The 16,754-nt window shown below is 30.1% G+C and carries 14 protein-coding genes; 10 read left to right on the top strand and 4 right to left on the bottom strand.

The genetic code is table 11. From position 1 onward, the window contains the following. Positions 1–8: 8 nt before the first annotated feature. On the bottom strand, positions 9–1,031 hold the full coding sequence (locus tag AC2GW8_RS10005; RefSeq protein ID WP_440879736.1) for an NAD-dependent epimerase/dehydratase family protein: 1,023 nt from the start codon (positions 1,029–1,031) through the stop codon (positions 9–11). A gap of 62 nt (positions 1,032–1,093) precedes the next feature. On the opposite strand from AC2GW8_RS10005, the gene tyrS reads away from it, so the two are divergent. The 9 genes from tyrS (at position 1,094) to AC2GW8_RS09960 (ending at position 13,129) form a co-directional block, all read left to right on the top strand. Then, positions 1,094–2,404 carry a tyrosine--tRNA ligase gene (gene tyrS / locus AC2GW8_RS10000; protein WP_440879735.1) on the top strand — a complete coding sequence of 437 codons (1,311 nt, stop codon included), beginning with the start codon at positions 1,094–1,096 and terminating at the stop codon, positions 2,402–2,404. Positions 2,405–3,300: 896 nt separating this feature from the next. Continuing rightward, positions 3,301–3,672: a hypothetical protein gene (locus AC2GW8_RS09995; RefSeq protein ID WP_440879734.1), complete on the top strand. Its 372-nt coding sequence runs from the start codon at positions 3,301–3,303 to the stop codon at positions 3,670–3,672. 265 nt (positions 3,673–3,937) lie between these two features. Further along, the gene (locus AC2GW8_RS09990; protein WP_440879733.1) at positions 3,938–4,732 is read left to right on the top strand and encodes an MbnP family protein; all 795 of its coding nucleotides are present in this window, start codon (positions 3,938–3,940) and stop codon (positions 4,730–4,732) included. A 211-nt stretch (positions 4,733–4,943) separates the two neighbouring features. Then, positions 4,944–5,975: a cytochrome-c peroxidase gene (locus AC2GW8_RS09985; protein ID WP_440879732.1), complete on the top strand. Its 1,032-nt coding sequence runs from the start codon at positions 4,944–4,946 to the stop codon at positions 5,973–5,975. Continuing rightward, a complete protein-coding gene (locus AC2GW8_RS09980) occupies positions 5,941–6,933 on the top strand; it encodes a transporter (protein WP_440879731.1) in 993 nt (330 codons plus the stop codon). Before AC2GW8_RS09985 ends, AC2GW8_RS09980 begins: the two co-directional genes overlap by 35 nt. 10 nt (positions 6,934–6,943) lie before the next feature. Then, positions 6,944–9,298 carry a TonB-dependent receptor gene (locus AC2GW8_RS09975; RefSeq protein WP_440879730.1) on the top strand — a complete coding sequence of 785 codons (2,355 nt, stop codon included), beginning with the start codon at positions 6,944–6,946 and terminating at the stop codon, positions 9,296–9,298. 29 nt (positions 9,299–9,327) lie between these two features. Then, the gene (locus tag AC2GW8_RS09970) at positions 9,328–10,563 is read left to right on the top strand and encodes a PepSY-associated TM helix domain-containing protein (protein ID WP_440879729.1); all 1,236 of its coding nucleotides are present in this window, start codon (positions 9,328–9,330) and stop codon (positions 10,561–10,563) included. 98 nt (positions 10,564–10,661) lie between these two features. Continuing rightward, positions 10,662–11,204 carry a DUF2911 domain-containing protein gene (locus AC2GW8_RS09965; protein ID WP_440879728.1) on the top strand — a complete coding sequence of 181 codons (543 nt, stop codon included), beginning with the start codon at positions 10,662–10,664 and terminating at the stop codon, positions 11,202–11,204. A 929-nt stretch (positions 11,205–12,133) separates the two neighbouring features. Beyond that, entirely contained in the window at positions 12,134–13,129 is a 996-nt protein-coding gene (locus tag AC2GW8_RS09960; RefSeq protein ID WP_440879727.1) for a S8/S53 family peptidase, read from the top strand. 128 nt (positions 13,130–13,257) lie between these two features. Here the strand turns inward: AC2GW8_RS09960 and AC2GW8_RS09955 are convergent, their stop codons facing one another. From AC2GW8_RS09955 to AC2GW8_RS09945, 3 genes are read right to left on the bottom strand one after another with little or no spacing between them, the layout of a single operon-like run. Continuing rightward, complete coding sequence (locus AC2GW8_RS09955; RefSeq protein WP_440879726.1) at positions 13,258–14,187, bottom strand: DUF5777 family beta-barrel protein; 930 nt, start codon at positions 14,185–14,187, stop codon at positions 13,258–13,260. Further along, positions 14,174–14,725: a YceI family protein gene (locus tag AC2GW8_RS09950; protein WP_440879725.1), complete on the bottom strand. Its 552-nt coding sequence runs from the start codon at positions 14,723–14,725 to the stop codon at positions 14,174–14,176. The genes AC2GW8_RS09955 and AC2GW8_RS09950 overlap by 14 nt, the downstream gene beginning before the upstream one ends. Further along, positions 14,718–15,182 carry an OB-fold protein gene (locus AC2GW8_RS09945; protein WP_440879724.1) on the bottom strand — a complete coding sequence of 155 codons (465 nt, stop codon included), beginning with the start codon at positions 15,180–15,182 and terminating at the stop codon, positions 14,718–14,720. The genes AC2GW8_RS09950 and AC2GW8_RS09945 overlap by 8 nt, the downstream gene beginning before the upstream one ends. A gap of 98 nt (positions 15,183–15,280) precedes the next feature. Between AC2GW8_RS09945 and AC2GW8_RS09940 the strand changes: the two genes are divergently transcribed. Then, on the top strand, positions 15,281–16,396 hold the full coding sequence (locus tag AC2GW8_RS09940; RefSeq protein ID WP_440879723.1) for a LytR/AlgR family response regulator transcription factor: 1,116 nt from the start codon (positions 15,281–15,283) through the stop codon (positions 16,394–16,396). The last annotated feature ends 358 nt before the right edge of the window (positions 16,397–16,754 follow it).

The raw sequence follows: 16,754 nt of genomic DNA, 5'->3' as shown, positions 1-16,754 counted from the left end.
TATAAGATTTATTGTCTATTCATTTTTTTCAATTTATAATCCTGACAAATAAGAGCTATCGATTTTGCAATAGGCGTAAACTCATGACTAATTATTTGTTTGATTTTTTCTGAAGTGTAAAACGATTGAGAATGAGATGAACGTGCTGAATTTTTTGTTAGTAGTGGCTTTTTTCCCGATAATTTGGTTATTACCCAGTCAATTCTCCAAAAAAATTCAGTAAAAAATTTTCCAATTTTTACATTCGGAGCTTTTTTATCAAATTCTTTTGCTATCATCGTTAATATTTCTTTGAATGACTTATTCTCTGAAACAAGAATAAAACGCTCATTATCAATACTTGATTCTACCAGACTAATCATGGCTCTAACAACATCCTTTACACATACAAAACCTGTAATTCCATTCGTATAAAATTTAAAATTGTTATCAACTCTCTTAAATAGTAAACCAGATCCTTCATTCCAAAATCCACTTCCAAGAATTACGCCTGGATTTACAATAACAACGTCTAGCCCTTCCTGACTACCACGCCAAACTTCCATTTCAGCTCCATACTTTGAAATTGCATAACCATGTTGACTACCATCATCAGACCACTCATTATCTTCATTTATATATTTTTCATTTAAAGAATCTCCTATAGCTGCAATCGAGCTTACAAAACAAAATTTTTCTATTTCAAAATCAATAGAAAAATTAATCATATTAGCTGTTCCATTAATATTTATATCACGCATTTTTTTATAGTCTGATGGATCAAAAGAAACTAATGCTGCACAATGATAAACTTTAGTAACTGGATATGAAAAAACTCTACTTAGAGATGGAATATCCGTAATATCAGCTTTAATCCACTGTATTTTATGAAAAATCTCATCAATATTATTGCCATAGTATAAGAAAACTTTTTTTACACTTTCTAATTTTTCTTTTCTCCTGTAAATAGCTAAGATACTGTCATTAGACAATGCTAAATGATATAATAAATGCGATCCGACTAATCCTGTTCCTCCCGTTACTAAAATCATATTACGAAAATAGAATTTTTTGTTTGATAAATGTATCTTTGTTTACTTAAAACGATAAAGATATGACCAAGAATTTAATTGAAGAGTTACAATGGCGTGGAATGATTCACGATATTATGCCTGGAACAGAAGACCAATTACAAAAGGAAATGACGACAGCGTATATTGGTTTTGATCCAACTTCAGATTCGTTACATATCGGTAGTTTAGTCCCTATCATTTTGTTAGTACACATTGAAAAGGCTGGGCACAAGCCAATTGCTTTAGTAGGAGGTGCAACAGGAATGATTGGTGATCCATCTGGAAAATCAGATGAACGTAATCTCTTAAATGAAGAAGCGTTAGCGCATAATGTTGCTGGAATTAAAAGAACATTAGGGCGTTTTCTAGATTTTGATAATGGTGCTGAAAATTCTCCAGTATTGGTGAACAATTACGATTGGATGAAAGATTTTTCATTTATCGAATTTGCTCGTGATGTTGGAAAAAGAATTACAGTAAACTATATGATGGCAAAAGATTCTGTAAGAAAGAGGATTTCTGGCGAAGGTGGAGCTGGAATGAGTTTTACAGAATTTACTTATCAGTTAATTCAAGGATACGATTTCTATCATTTACATAAAGCGCACAATTGTAAACTTCAAATGGGTGGTTCAGATCAGTGGGGAAATATTACTACTGGAACTGAATTAGTGAGAAGAATGAATGTTGGAGAAGAGGTAAAAGCATATGCAGCTACTTGTCCATTGATTACCAAAGCAGATGGTTCTAAATTCGGTAAATCTGAAGGCGGTAACGTATGGTTAGATGCTGACAAAACATCTGTATATAAGTTCTACCAGTTTTGGTTAAATACTTCGGATGAAGATGCTGAAAAGTATATTAAAATCTTTACATTCTTAGATAAAGAAACCATTGATAGTTTAATTGAAGAACATAAAGAAGCACCTCATGTAAGAGTTTTACAAAAGCGATTGGCAGAGGAGGTAACGATTTTTGTACATTCAAAAGAAGAATTAGATAAAGCAATTGCAGCGTCGAATATCTTGTTTGGGAAATCTACTGCGGAAGATTTAAAGGGTTTGGATGAGCAAACATTCTTAGATGTTTTTGATGGAGTTCCTCAAGCTTCTGTTTCTAACGAAGATTTTTCTGAAGGATTGGATATGATTGGTGCATTAGCCGCTAAGACAAATTTTTTAAAATCTAATGGAGACGCGAGAAGAGCTTTAAAAGAAAATTCTATATCTGTAAATAAAGAAAAAGTGAAAGAAAGCTATACTATAAGCAATAAAGATTTAATAGCTAATAAATATGTTTTGCTCCAAAGAGGTAAGAAAAACTACTTCTTATTAAACGTAGAACAAGTCTAAGAAACAGCCTTGAGTTCAAATATTAAAGGGCATCTTTTACAATTGATGCCTTTTTTCAAATATTTATTACAACATTTGTTCTTTGGTTTTATACAATTTGAAGAACACAAATCACTGCACGAATTACGTATATTAATATTTGTTAATTCCGAGCTAGAAACGGACATCAGCTTTTTAATATCTTGGTAAAAAACAATCATCTTTCTAAGTAAATCATTGCAAATATACGTTTTTTATTTAGAATAAATTAAAATTAAACAAAGCCTCATTAATTTTTCAAAAATCGCCTTTATTAAATCATGCAATTTTTATTGCGAAGTTCTCTAAAATTTACACTTACTTGAACAAGCAATTAAATTTGAAAAACTAACTGATTACCACATTAAGATATTCAAGATATAAACACTATCGGTACATCAGATATAGAAAATCATCTGATTATAAGTATGTCAAGTCGATAATTTGATCTTTTAAAAAAACATAAAAAACTATCTTTCAGAAACTTATTTAAAAAAAACAACAATTAAAATATTTCTTTATAAGAAATTTCATTTTGTTAGGTATCCTTACTATATTTGCATTGTTAACTTTATAAAAATTAATTATGACGTAATACATCTATTTTAATCAAAAAAATATTCCTTAAATAACACATAGGTGATATTAGAAATCATTTCTAATACTCAGCATAGAAATTTAAAAAATTAATAATATTAATCAATTAAACTGATGTTTATAATTAGAATAATTTAAATCAGAAGTGTTCCTTATCGAACATTTTTCCTTCTTATCTAGAAATAAAATTCATGATGTTTTTTTTTGAAAGAAGGACGAGGAAAGCTATTTTTGTTACGCAAATTTCTGTTTAAAATTTATTTCTTAAACAACTATAAATCTTGTTAAAAAATATAATAACATATCTTTTTGTATTTCTTTACTTTATAGCCATGCTTAGGCCTATCAAAGCCTATGTAGAGTATGTTATAAATTATGACTACATTTCAAAAGTGTTGTGCATTAACAAAGATAAGCCCGAAATGCGTTGTAACGGAAAATGTCAATTAGTGAAGAAACTTAAGCAACAAGAGGAGAACGATTTTAAATCGTTAGAGATTTTAATTGAAGAGTATCCGATTGGTTTCATATCCATTTTAAGTTTACAAATCCCGCAGCATAGCTTTTCACTTTACTTAAAAGATCACTTTAATCATATTGAAAATTACTTTTATTTAAGAATTCAAAAAGTATTTCATCCACCAGTTACATAAAATCGTAGTGTATATAGAAAAGATGTTTTTACAACTGTATGTGTTTTAGTAGATACACATTGATGATACTACTAAGCATTATTTCTTATATATACTTATTTTCTTTACCCCTATTATGTGAGTGACTATTTGTCTTCTACAATCTATGGTACTTGAAACATAGATATGTATTAGATGGCAGATCGCTACTTGAAAACACCTAAACAAATACTTTTACCTATTCTACTCATGTTTCATTGGGAGTAGATGTATTAAATAACAAAAAATGAAAAAAATAACAATACTTATAATCACCCTACTTATAATTACTTCATGTGGTAACAATGAAGAACTAGACTCTATTTTGGATGGAAAAAACAATGTTAAAATTGAATTTGATAATGGATTCAAAAATGATAAATTGATATTAGGATCAGCGTATACTAATGCTAATGAAGAAATATTAAAAATAACCTCTTTTGACTATATCGTAAGTAACTTTACTTTAATCTCTGATAAGGGAGAAGAAATAAAATACCTTAAAGAAAACAACTACTTTATTATTAGCGAAGGCGGAAATGATAAAATCAAGAATACTGGAATTATATTAAAAGACATACCTGCAGGAAAATATACAAAAATAAAGTTTGGGATCGGAGTTGACAGAGAACGATTTCTTCAGGGACAAGCAGTTCAAGGTGACTTTTGGACATTAGCAGAAGATTATAATCTTACCTGGAGCTGGCAAGCTGGCTATAAATTTATAGTTTTAGAGGGTACTTTTACATCTGATGATAAAGAAAAAGATGCCCCTTTTATGCTTCATATAGCTAGCAGAGGTAGTAATGGTGACGATCTGTATAGGGAAATTGAACTACCAATGGATTTAGCTATTGTTAGTAATGAACAATCACCTCAATTGCATATCAAAGTTAATGCTAGTGCAATGCTGGATGGTAACGAAAAGATTAAACTTGCTGATCAGTCGACAGTGATGGGAGGACCTAATGCACTAAAAATTGCAGATAACTGTAAAGATATGTTCTTCGTCCATCATGTGCATAATGCAAACCACCACTAAAAAAGAAAATTAAAGAAAGATTGAGTTTTTGACAAACCATATTTAAAAAACGTTTTTTAGCGAGTAACTAAAAAATCAATAAAGTCATGGCTTTTCAGATCTCTTCTCTTCACAAAATCTTAAAATAAATACTACTTTTTCTTTGTACAGGAAAAATATTTGAATGTACCAAGGAGAAATACATCATATGAATTAAACTAATTGTTAATACATGAGAAAACAATTCGTGATATTATTATTAGGTTCTTTTTTGAGCTGTAAAAATCAAGAAGTTTATACGAATGTTGATCTGGTTTTTGAGCAACCTTCAAATTTTCCGGAACCCAGCTATGATTTAAATACAAATCCAATAACTGAAAAAGGTTTTGAATTAGGCAAAAAACTATTTTACGACGGAAACTTATCATCCGATGGGGTAGTTTCGTGTGCGTTTTGCCATCAACAAAAGTTTGCATTTACCCATCACGGACATCGTTTAAGTCATGGGGTAGAAGAACGAGAAGGTAAACGTAATTCTCAACCCATTCAAAATATGGCATATCAAAAACAATTTTCATGGGACGGAGCCGCATTTCATTTAGATTTATTCCCTATCATTCCTATTACAAATCCTGTTGAAATGGATGAAACAGTGAGTAATGTCATGCAGAAATTAAAAAAGAACAATGATTATAAAAAACTTTATGAATTGGCTTTTGAAGATGGACAAATCAATGCTGAAAATACTTTCAAAGCAATGTCTCAATTCATGAATATGATGATTTCGTCTAACTCTAAATATGATCAATATAAGCGAAATGAGAACGATGTAACTTTCTCCTCACAAGAAAAAAAGGGTTTACAACTTTTCAAAAAAAAATGTGCCTCTTGCCATGCTTCAGACTTGTTTACTGATGATTCCTTTAGAAACAACGGACTCCCTATTAATCCTAATATAAATGATTTGGGAAGGATGACAGTTACCTTACTCGAAAAAGATAAATACAAGTTTAAAGTACCTAGTCTACGAAATGTTGAGGTAACTGCTCCGTACATGCACGATGGAAGATTCGGCTCCTTAAAATCCGTATTAGACTTTTATACTAGTGGGGTACAAGAAACAGAAAACTTAGACCCCCTACTAAGAGGTGAAAATCAAACCTTAGGAATACAGCTAAATGAAAAAGAAAAGATCGATATAATAACATTTTTAAAAACACTAACAGATTATGAATTTCTTTCAGACAAAAGGTTTGCTGAGTAAAATTCTCATACTTTTAACACTATTTCTTGCAACTCAAATGATAAAGGCCAATAATCCATGCCCTAAATTTCACCTTCATATAATGGAAGAATGTGATGCTTGTGGCTGTAGCAATAATGGAGGTAGCTTAGGTTTAGGAGGCGTAATAGAAAACAACTTTATAGGTATCAGATACCTACACCAAAAATACCAATCAAAAGATGGTATTTTTGATAACTCTCCAACAATTAATGAATATTTTAATACCATTCAGATTTGGTCAAGAATTCCTGTGATAAAAGATTATCTAGAGGCGCAAATATTTATGCCTATACATTTTCATCAAAGAGTATATTCAAATAAAACAACAAAAATTGATGGGCTAGGAGATATTTCTTTTCTTGTAAATTATACTCTCTTGAACAAAAATTACAGCAAGTATCGTAAAGAAAAAAATAAAATATTCTCCTATAATCATATTTTAAAACTAGGAACAGGGTTGAAGCTTCCTACAGGTACCTTTAATGAAACTATCAATAACGCTGTTAATCCTAGTTTTCAACTAGGAACAGGAAGTATTGACTTTTTAGCGAGTTGTCAATATATATTCAAGCACAATAATTTCGGAGCTACAAACTACCTAAACTATTTTGTAAAGACAAAAAATAGTGATCAATACAAGTTTGGTAATCAATTTAATTTTAACTCCACTATTTTTTATGCATTTGAGGATGTTAAGAAAAATAAATTCGTCCCATCTCTTGGTGTATCTGGAGAGTTTTATCAACCCAATGAAATACTTGGAATTCCCATTAGAAATACAAAAGGATATGCTATCTTTTCCAATATAGGAGCAGAATATAACTCAAAAAAAATTACGCTTGGACTTCTAACGATGTATCCGATTAACCAGGAACTTGCACAAGGTACTATTCAAATAAAATATAGATCAAGTGTCTACCTAAATTATAATTTTTAAATCATAAAAGATGAACGGAAAAAACATAATTCTAATTGTCTGTATTTTTGTTACCCTTACTACAGTAAATTCCCAAACACAATTTAAAGGAAAAATAACAGATGAAAACAATCTTCCGTTAGTAGGTGCTAATATCTTTTCTACTGAAAAAAAAGCAACTGGAACTATTTCAGACACCAATGGAAACTTCATCATAAAATCTTCTAATGGTAATGTAACCATTTCTATGATAGGATATGAAACAAAAAAGACGATCCTTGAGCCTCGTCTAACAAACACTATCATGTTAATCACTAAAAATGAGGGGCTCGAAGAAATCGTAGTTTCAGCAAGTAGAGAAATTCAAAAAAGAAGCGAAGTACCTGCATCAATTGGGTTACTAACAGCAAAACAGATTGAAGAGACAAAGGCTTTTGGTATTGAACAGATAATTAACCAAGTTCCAGGGGTTTTCATGAGTACCTCAAAAGCTTCTGGTAATGAACAACATTTCATGGCCGTCCGATCTCCTATTTCTACAAAATCATTATTTTTATATTTAGAAGACGGATTGCCTATTAGACCTGTAGCAGTATTCAACCATAATGCTCTGTTGGAAATGAATAATACTACTTTTGATAGAGTTGAAGTTTTGAAAGGCCCAGCATCAAGTATTTACGGAAGCGAAGCTATTGGAGGGAGTTTTAACTTCATAACAAAAAAACCAAATGAAGAACTTAAAGGTTCGGTAGGTTTTCAAATCAATAATTTAGGACTTACCAGATATGAAGCGGAAGCATCGGCAACATTGAATAAAAAGTACGGATTTTATGTTGGAGGACATCATGCAAGAAGAGATAATGGTTTAATTGGACACTCCGATTATGAAAAAACAGCAATAACATTTAAAAATGTAAATGACTTTTCTGAAACATTACAATGGATTAATAGCATTACTTTAATCGATTATCGCTCCGATATGTCGGGATCTTTATCTGAAAAAAACTATTTTGATGGCAATTATGAAAGCAATCAAACTTTTACAGAAAGAGTCGCTAAATCGTTCAGATTTAGATCTACATTAAATAAAGCTTGGAATAATTCACACAAAACTGCAATTAATTTTGTTTATAGAAATAACGAAATGAATCAAATCCCATCCTATAGAATCAGACAAAATAGAGTTTCTGGAGTTTTAGACGGTACAGGAAAAGGGGAAATCAATTCTAATAAGTTTCAAAGTTATGTTGGGTTAATTCAACACAAAATGAATTTCGGCTTTGCAAACTCTAGTTTAATTCTTGGAACAACGGCTGACTTTTCACCCCAAACGTATGAGGCGGAAAAAATTGATGTTAATGTAAATACTGCAACGGCGCAAAACGTTGGGTATACGGTAAGAAATGATCAATATATTATGAAATATGATGCCGATATCTTTAATTATGCTGGATACGCTCAATTTGAAATATCGCCACTTAGAAAAGTAAAGCTTACTGCAGCTATACGTTACGATGGCTTTACGTATGACTATGATAATTTAGATGAGGGTAATTCAGGAGTTGTTGACACAACAGTTAGTTATGAAAATATAGCTCCTAAATTAGGTATAAACTTCGACCTCCATAAAAATATTGGAATTTATTCCAATTATTCTAAAGGATTTACACCTCCACAAATAAGTACGTTATTCCGAAACGGAAAAAATAATACAGGGTCAGTTTTCTCATTAAAACCATCGAGGTTTCATAACTATGAAATTGGTGGGTATTTTATGATTCCTTCAAAGTTAAAAGTTGATATTACTTTATACCAATTAGACGGTTTTGATCGATTAATTTCTTTAAGATCTGATGACGGAAGTTTTATTCAAAAAAACGCAGGAAAAACAAGATCTGTTGGAACCGAATTAGGAATAAAATACTCAATATTAGATAATTTAGATATAAATTATAACGGAAGTTACGCTACACATAAGTATATTTCTTTTTTTGAAAACAATATTGATTATTCAAATACAAATATGCAAATAGCTCCCAATTATATAGCTAATACTACACTGAATTATCGCCCAATAAAAGATATTTTATTCACTATTGAACACGAACAAGTAGGTTCTTATAACACAAGTTTTGAAGGACAAGCAATTGTTGGAACTGATAATAGTAATGACCCAATCTTTGGAACAACTAACTATGCAGGTCATAATGTTTTCAATGTAAGAGCGAACTTTACCTATCGTCAATTCGAAGTTTGGGGGCAGGTTTTAAATGTATTTGATAAACTTTATGCTGTAAGAGCTTTATATAGCCGATGGTCAAGAGAAAACACCTACAGTATTGGTAATCCAAGAGCATTTCATTTTGGTATAAAATATAACTTTTAAACTACAGGGGCATCCCCTTGATTTTAAATATGAAAGATAGAAAATTAAATCAATGGTTGTGGAAATGGCATTTTATAGCAGGACTCTTTTCTTTACCATTTGTGATGGTTTTATCTGTTACTGGCGCTGTGTATCTTTTTAACCCTCAAGTTGAAGAAGCTTATAAAAGATCTATGACTAAGGTTTTAAGTAGTAAGGTTTCGAAGCTTTCTTATCAGCAGCAGTGGTTAATTGCAAAAAAGAATATAAAGCAACCATTGAACTCTATAATTGTATCAAATGATGACCAGCTTACTACTGAATTTGTAGCGGGAAGGTTCAGTCATAAAAAATCAGTTTTTGTCGATCCGAATACGGGTGAAGTAACGGGTAAGTTCTCACCGAAAGATACTTGGATGTATACAATCAGAAAACTACATGGTGAGCTTCTAGGCGGTTCTTTTGGAACAAAAATAATTGAATTAATAGCCTGTTGGATGATTGTATTAATTATCACTGGACTCTATATTTGGTGGCCTTTTAAAAAAGAAGTTAGGAGCGTGTTTTTTCCAAAATTAAACAAAGGTAAACGTATTTTTTACAGAGACTTACATGCAATTCTAGGATTTTGGTTTTCTGGATGGCTTTTGTTAGCCTTGGCTGGAGGATTGCCATGGACAGATGTTTTCGGTAGCGAATTTAAGTGGATTCAGAAAATAACAAACACAGGGTACCCTAAAACATGGAACGGCAATGGATTATCCTCAGAACTCCAAAAAAATCCGCTTGCTTTAGATAAAATGATAACAATAGCCAAAAATCAAGACTTAAAAGGAGAGTTGTATATAGGATTACCCAAATCAAAGAAGAGTACTTTTAGTGTTCATAATAAAACTTTCGACTTAAAAGCTCAAAAAATGATACACTTTGATCAATATAATGGAAATTTGATTAAAGCGCATAACTGGGGTGATATAGGCGCTTTAATGAAAGCCAGATTGTGGTTGATGGCATTTCATCAAGGACAACTAGGAGGGTGGAATTTTTGGTTAATGTTTATTATTGCCGTAGCCCTAACCTTTATAAGTTTGGCAGCAATAATGTCATATCTATTAAGAAAACGAAAAGGAAGTTTAGGCATCCCCAACATTCCTAAATCATTTTCAATACCACCATTGCTATATGTTATTATAATTATCCTAGGTATTATTTTACCTCTTTTTGGATTGAGTATTTTAATAATTTATTTAGCAACTATAACCAGTCAAAAAACTTCTAGGCATTAAAATTAATTCCTTAATTTTAAGTTAAAAAAGTAATTCATCTTGCAAGAATTAGTAATTTTAGAGACTAATCACATAATAATTAATAAAAAAACATAAATATGAAAACATCAATATTATCAATTATTATTTTTGTTTTAGCCCTAATCTCTTCAAACGAGCTCAATGCACAAAAATTCCCGAGTTTGGATAAAAGTCCGATGGATGCAGCTTCTTACCCATCAAGCTATCGAAATTCTGACAAAAAAATTAAAATTATATACAGCAGACCTCAACTAAAAAGTAGGAGCCTTTCAAAGCTAGCTCCTGCCAATAAAATATGGAGAACTGGAGCAAATGAAGCTGCAGAAATTACTTTTTATGAAGAATTAAACTTCGGAGGAAAAAAAATAAAACCAGGAACTTATTCTCTTTTCTCTATTCCTAGCGAAAATGAATGGACCATTATTTTGAGTAGTGCCAAAAATGTTTGGGGATCTTATTTTTATAAGGAAAGTGAGGACATTGCAAGAGTTAAAGCAAAAGTATCCGAAAGTAAAAATAATATTGAAGCCTTTTCAGTTACCTTTGACGGAGAGGATGATAAATTTAATATGTATTTGGGGTGGGGTAACACCATTGTAACCGTACCGATAAATAAATAAAGAACTTTCTTCTTTCAAAAAACTTATAAAAGTTGATTTTTAGAAACTCTAAAAATCAAATTATTAAACCGTATTAATATATAAATACGCTTTGTTCTTTTTGGATGAACAAAGCGTATTATTCTTCTTTTCATAAGCAATTTTTATACTATTAAAAGATTGTAGTATACAAATCGTTTAAACACTTCTAATATTATTTTGATATCTGTAATAATAAAACTGAATTTAATTACTTCTTAAAAGAAATAAACACGTCTCGAAAAGAAGTCACGTTTTATAAACACAGCCACCTTTAAAACTGAAAACCAAACAACAACAGTCTTATTTCTTCATTTAATGGCAAAAAATTTATAACTAATAACCATCCATTTTTTTATTAGCTTTTAAGTGAGAAATGAAAAAGTATTTTCTAGTATTAGACCTTATACCATGATGAATAAGACACGCAATAACCTTGTTTAAATTTGACTTCAATTTCTTATTTATCTAGTATTTATAACCCTTTCCAGAAACATCTAAAATGTAGCTAGCATTAGAAATAGTATCACGAATTGCAGTTCAAAATAAAAACTTCTTCGTAAAAAAACTTATTAAACATCTTTTGTCAAAAAACACAATTTTCTGAAATTTATAAAAAAGCTATGAAAATCGCTCTATAGTTTAATCATTGTACATTAAGTGTTTTTTTTCTTAGACATAAGCCAACTACCACTCATGAAATTATCTAATTTTAAAACACTTAAATCAAAAGTATTTCTCATTGATGTTACAAAAAAAATTAAACACACTTTTCAAATTAAACTTTATTTGTTTTATTAAAAAAAATATAATTTTTTGTTAAAAAACAAAAAATAAAAAACAAAAATCCTAAAAAACAGTAATTTAGCCACGAAAATAAAATAAAAAATAAAATGGTAAGCAAATTTAAAATGCTATCGACAAAATCGTTGATAGTAACTGTACTTTTGGCTACTTCTTGTGCCAACGACGATTCTGCAATAACTGCAATTGATCATCAAAATGAAATCTCAAATGACCTAAAAACAAGAAATCGCTCTAAAGATAAACTTTCATGGGGAATTCAAAAAATTGGTTATCAAAATGTTGAAAACGACCAAAATTACTCTGGAAAAAAGATTTGGATTATTGACTCAGGAATTGCTAAAATAGATGCTTTAAACATAAATGAAGATTTAAGCAGAAATTTTGCTCCAGATTCTAATGGCAATATAGACCCTAAAGCATGGACAGATCAAAGGGGTCATGGAACGAGTGTCGCTGCTGTAGCGGCCGCAAAAGAGCTAGGAAATGGCTATACAGGAGTAGCTGCCGGAGCTGAAGTTGTAGCTATTAAAATTATTAATGAAAGAGGAAATATAGCTCCTATCTTAATAGATGCCTTGGCTTATGTAAACGATAAAATTAAACCAGGAGATGTGTGGAACATGAGCTTAGGGTCTTTACGTCCTTTAGATGCTATGGGAAGCGAAGATTTAGAGAATTGGAAAGAAATTCAGATACTTCTTAAAAAACTAGAAAAAAAAGCCCCTGGAACAATTGCAGCAGGAAACTTCCCAGCACCTTTAGATAAATATCCTTATCCAGAAAGTTATTTTTCAGATAATCATGATCAAATTTATATTGTTGGCGCTGTGAATGAAAATGAAAAAGTACTAGGTGCCTTTGGGAAAGTTATCGATTTCTTTGCCCCAGGCTATAATTTACCTATTTTAACCAACAAAGGAGTTCTTGATAATGATAATGATTCCGATAATCAAGGAACTTCATTAGCGGCTCCGCATATAGCAGGATTACTATTTATTGGACATTATGACACAAGTCATTCTATAAAAGAACAAGAATTTCGTGCTGGTCTTAAACAAGAATCAAGACCTATTCCAGTTATACTAAACACTCGAAAATAATACACACTTTTTAAAATAATACTTAAAATTATATTATATAATTTTAAGTATTATTTAATTATAGTACAGTAGTAAGGACTGCCATTATATATATTTATTAAACAATCGTACCCCCCCTTAATGCTTTTTTACTGTTTTTTCTTGTAATTACTCCTCATTTCATTTTTACTTAAGTGTAGAACAAAAGTAGCATTAAAGCCAAAATGAAAATTACCGTCATGAAAATTAAAATTATTTTTTGTTTGAGTAATAAAGGTGTCATCCGCATAATTTCGAACGTTGGTAATTTGAAACTGCAATAATAAATGACTTAACTCCCAATTAACTCCAATCATAAAGGGATTGTAAGATGTGACTATTTTGCTCGTGTTAAAAACCTTATAATATTCTGAAACAAAAGAAACATGCCCTCCAACTTTATATCGAGCTCCAAACCCTAAAGCGAACTGATTTTTGGGTTGCCCTTCAAAAACACTATGATTTCTTGTGATAAAAATAGGAGAAAATTGAGCTGAAAACTTGGTGTTGAATTTCCTTGCAATTAACAGCTGTAAAGTATAACTGTATACTGATGATTTGTTACTATCAGATGTAAGTACCCCATATTGATCGTATTCTTGTAATGCTTCTTTATTCCGATGAGAAATAGTTTGAAGCAAGACCATGCTCAATGGAATTTTTTTAGATTTTTTTAACTGTTTTAAAAATTTATATTTTAAATAACCTTCTGTAATTTTATCAAAATTTGTATAGCTAACCCCCATAGTAAAGTTATTTGTAATGGCATAGTCCAAACCGAATCGAGTACTTACTTCGTCTGCTAAAAATCGTTGTGTTGTTCCTTCCTTATGATTCCAAAACCGATTATAAAGAGATATTTCAAGAGCACCCTGTTTTCTTGTTTCTATGGAGTGCCCTAATCCTATTCTTGTAGTTTTAAAAGTAGCAATTTCATAAACTGGTGTACTTGGAAATTCTTTATCTAGTTGATTTAATAAATCTTGAGCAATAAGAAATGAAGGGAATAATAATAATAATATAAGTTTAGTTACTTTCATATGGCAAATAGTTGAGATTAAACTTTACCAAAACAACTTTGGCAATATTATTAGATAAAATTGGAGGAATTTTAATATTAAAATCATTCACTGTTAAATTAAATTCTCCCTTTAGTTGAATTGCTTCTTTCGATTTTGAAATAGTCGTTTTTACCTCTATTTCTTTCGAAATTCCATGTATCGTAATAATCCCATTAATCAACCGGGTTTGTTCTCCATTCTCTTCTATATTAAATTTTTCAAGAGATCCCTCAAAAGTAGTTTTTGGATACATATCAGATTCAATATAGCTTTCATTGAAATGCTCATGCATTAAATCTTTTTTAAAAACAAAAGCTCTCATCAACATACTGATAGCTATTTTTTGATTGTCAAGATCAATAAGACTTAATACGTGATTATTTTCTGCTTCAATGTTTTCAAAGGAAGCATAAGAAAAGAAAGTGACTTGTCCTTGTCTGGCTATAAATTGATTAGATAACGAATCTCTAGCAAAAGTAGTTGGAAAAGCGAGTAATAAAACTAAGAGTTTATTCATTGTTTTTTAAAGTGTCTAAATAACAGTTTAGAAGAATAATATCTTTTAAATATCCTTTACAAACGCCTTTTATATAGACTAATTGATTTTTTTTAAGTTGATTAACTAATTCTCGTTGGCTTTCATCAATATCACAAATAATACTTGTATTTTCTGAATTCCCTACTAAAAACACAGTTTTTCTATTGTTTAGGAATGAAACTTCTTTAACTCTTCCAAATACTTCTATTACCTTATTTCCATACAAGCTATCTGCTTGTTTTTCGTCATATGAATATAATTTCATAAGACTCTCTGAAGCAATACTAAAACAAGGTTCAGAGTATTCAATTTTGTTTGTATTGGTAAAAAAACAATACAAGATAAATCCAAATAAAAGAACGAAACTACTGTTAATAAATAAATACTGTTTTTTAATCATTAGGAAAAATGAAAAATCCATTTCAAAGAAACTCATTTATTTTAATAAATTTAGCACAATTTTGTTGAGAAAAGAAAAAATGGGTTTGAAAAAGGAAAAAAACGAGTTGTATTTGTGAGTATATGATATAAAAAATGAAGAAAGACAAGTTATATTTATTTACAGTATTAGCCATTACAGTGGTGTTTCTTATAATTTCCGTTGTTGGAGTTCAATATTTTATTAAGGTAAGTGCTAATCAATTAATAGAAGTACAGGTAGAAACGAGTAAAAGAGAAGCAAATGAAATTGCTGGTATCTTGAATTTTCAATTAAAAACAGACCATGATAAGAAAGCTATTTTAAAAAACTTTCAGCAAATCATATCAAAAAGTAGTTCTGATACATGGTTCATTTCTATTTTCGATTGGTCTGGGAAAAAAATATGTCATCCAGATATTACAAAAATTGGAGAAGCTGTAAATTCAAAACCTAATTTATTAGCATCATTGAAAGAAAAAAATAATTCCGAAAATTTACATGATTTACTAGTTTCAAATAGTGCTATTAGAAAAAATGAAAAGGCTATTTCAGAAGTGATACATATTGCACCTGTACAAAGTTCCGACTTGATTGTTGCTGCTAATGTAAATATCAATAACATTCATAAACAATTAAAAAGGTTAAAACGTAATTTCTATATGATTTTTTTAATCATGGGAATATTAGTAATTGTTTTATCATCTGCTGCCGTTAGAATTATTGGAAGTAGTTATGAGAAACAACTTGAAATGAAAAACTCTAATTTAGCTAATGAAGTAATTAATCTTTCCAGATTGAATACAGATTTAATCTCCTATCAAGAAAAAAAAGAAAAAGAAACGAATGAGGTTGCGGTTACTTCAGGAAAAATAAATGAAGCTTCTGAAAATAATAAAATCCGAATTCTAACATATATTCGAAACGAATTGGTACCTGTGCTAATTAGTGATATCGCATATATTTATACTGAAAATACAATAACCTACATTGTTTGTTTTGATGGTAAAAAATCTACCTCAAACTCAAGTTTAGATGAAATTCATTCTAATTTAGACGAAACCCTTTTCTTCAGAGCGAATCGTCAGTTTATTATTAGCATATCTGCGATTAATAAAATCATAAAATATGGAAAAAGTCAATTAAAAATTTTACTGAAAGCTAAAATTTCAGAAGAAATTTTAATAAGCAAAAATAAAGCTGCTGAATTTAAGCAATGGTTAAGTATGTAATATTTTAAATCTGTTTTCTCTTTTTAAACATACTAACTGACCATTTCAATAAAGTTTATTGGTTTTTTATTTTTTTAGTCAATTATCTGCATAGTTAAAAAACACATTTAAAGCACCTTAGCATTTAAAATGGAATAGCGATCAAAAGCTTTTCATCTTCAGGTATTCTCTCAGAGTAGCTCATATGCATTCTGAAAATATTCTTTCTACAAGATTAGTACTCATCAACTTGGTAAATGATAATGTAATTTTTTTAAAAAAACAAAGCTCACTAGGGAGCCACTAACCTTAGTTTAGATAAATGAAGTGCATTAAGTAGAGGCAACGTTTATGTTACACGTATACTCAAGTAATGGGT

This window comes from Tenacibaculum profundi (assembly GCF_057162725.1).
The sequence above is the reverse complement of the archived record's forward strand: the minus strand, read 5'-3'. Positions and strand labels throughout refer to the sequence as shown.

Excerpts from the sequence above, each read along its gene's own strand:
- AC2GW8_RS09955 (WP_440879726.1), bottom strand. The coding sequence starts at position 14,187 with ATGAAAGTAACTAAACTTATATTATTATTATTATTCCCTTCATTTCTT.
- AC2GW8_RS09950 (WP_440879725.1), bottom strand. The coding sequence starts at position 14,725 with ATGAATAAACTCTTAGTTTTATTACTCGCTTTTCCAACTACTTTTGCT.
- AC2GW8_RS09980 (WP_440879731.1), top strand. The coding sequence starts at position 5,941 with ATGAATTTCTTTCAGACAAAAGGTTTGCTGAGTAAAATTCTCATACTT.
- AC2GW8_RS09940 (WP_440879723.1), top strand. The coding sequence starts at position 15,281 with ATGAAGAAAGACAAGTTATATTTATTTACAGTATTAGCCATTACAGTG.
- AC2GW8_RS09965 (WP_440879728.1), top strand. The coding sequence starts at position 10,662 with ATGAAAACATCAATATTATCAATTATTATTTTTGTTTTAGCCCTAATC.
- tyrS (WP_440879735.1), top strand. The coding sequence starts at position 1,094 with ATGACCAAGAATTTAATTGAAGAGTTACAATGGCGTGGAATGATTCAC.
- AC2GW8_RS09945 (WP_440879724.1), bottom strand. The coding sequence starts at position 15,182 with ATGAGTTTCTTTGAAATGGATTTTTCATTTTTCCTAATGATTAAAAAA.
- AC2GW8_RS09970 (WP_440879729.1), top strand. The coding sequence starts at position 9,328 with ATGAAAGATAGAAAATTAAATCAATGGTTGTGGAAATGGCATTTTATA.
- AC2GW8_RS09990 (WP_440879733.1), top strand. The coding sequence starts at position 3,938 with ATGAAAAAAATAACAATACTTATAATCACCCTACTTATAATTACTTCA.
- AC2GW8_RS09985 (WP_440879732.1), top strand. The coding sequence starts at position 4,944 with ATGAGAAAACAATTCGTGATATTATTATTAGGTTCTTTTTTGAGCTGT.
- AC2GW8_RS10005 (WP_440879736.1), bottom strand. The coding sequence starts at position 1,031 with ATGATTTTAGTAACGGGAGGAACAGGATTAGTCGGATCGCATTTATTA.
- AC2GW8_RS09975 (WP_440879730.1), top strand. The coding sequence starts at position 6,944 with ATGAACGGAAAAAACATAATTCTAATTGTCTGTATTTTTGTTACCCTT.
- AC2GW8_RS09960 (WP_440879727.1), top strand. The coding sequence starts at position 12,134 with ATGCTATCGACAAAATCGTTGATAGTAACTGTACTTTTGGCTACTTCT.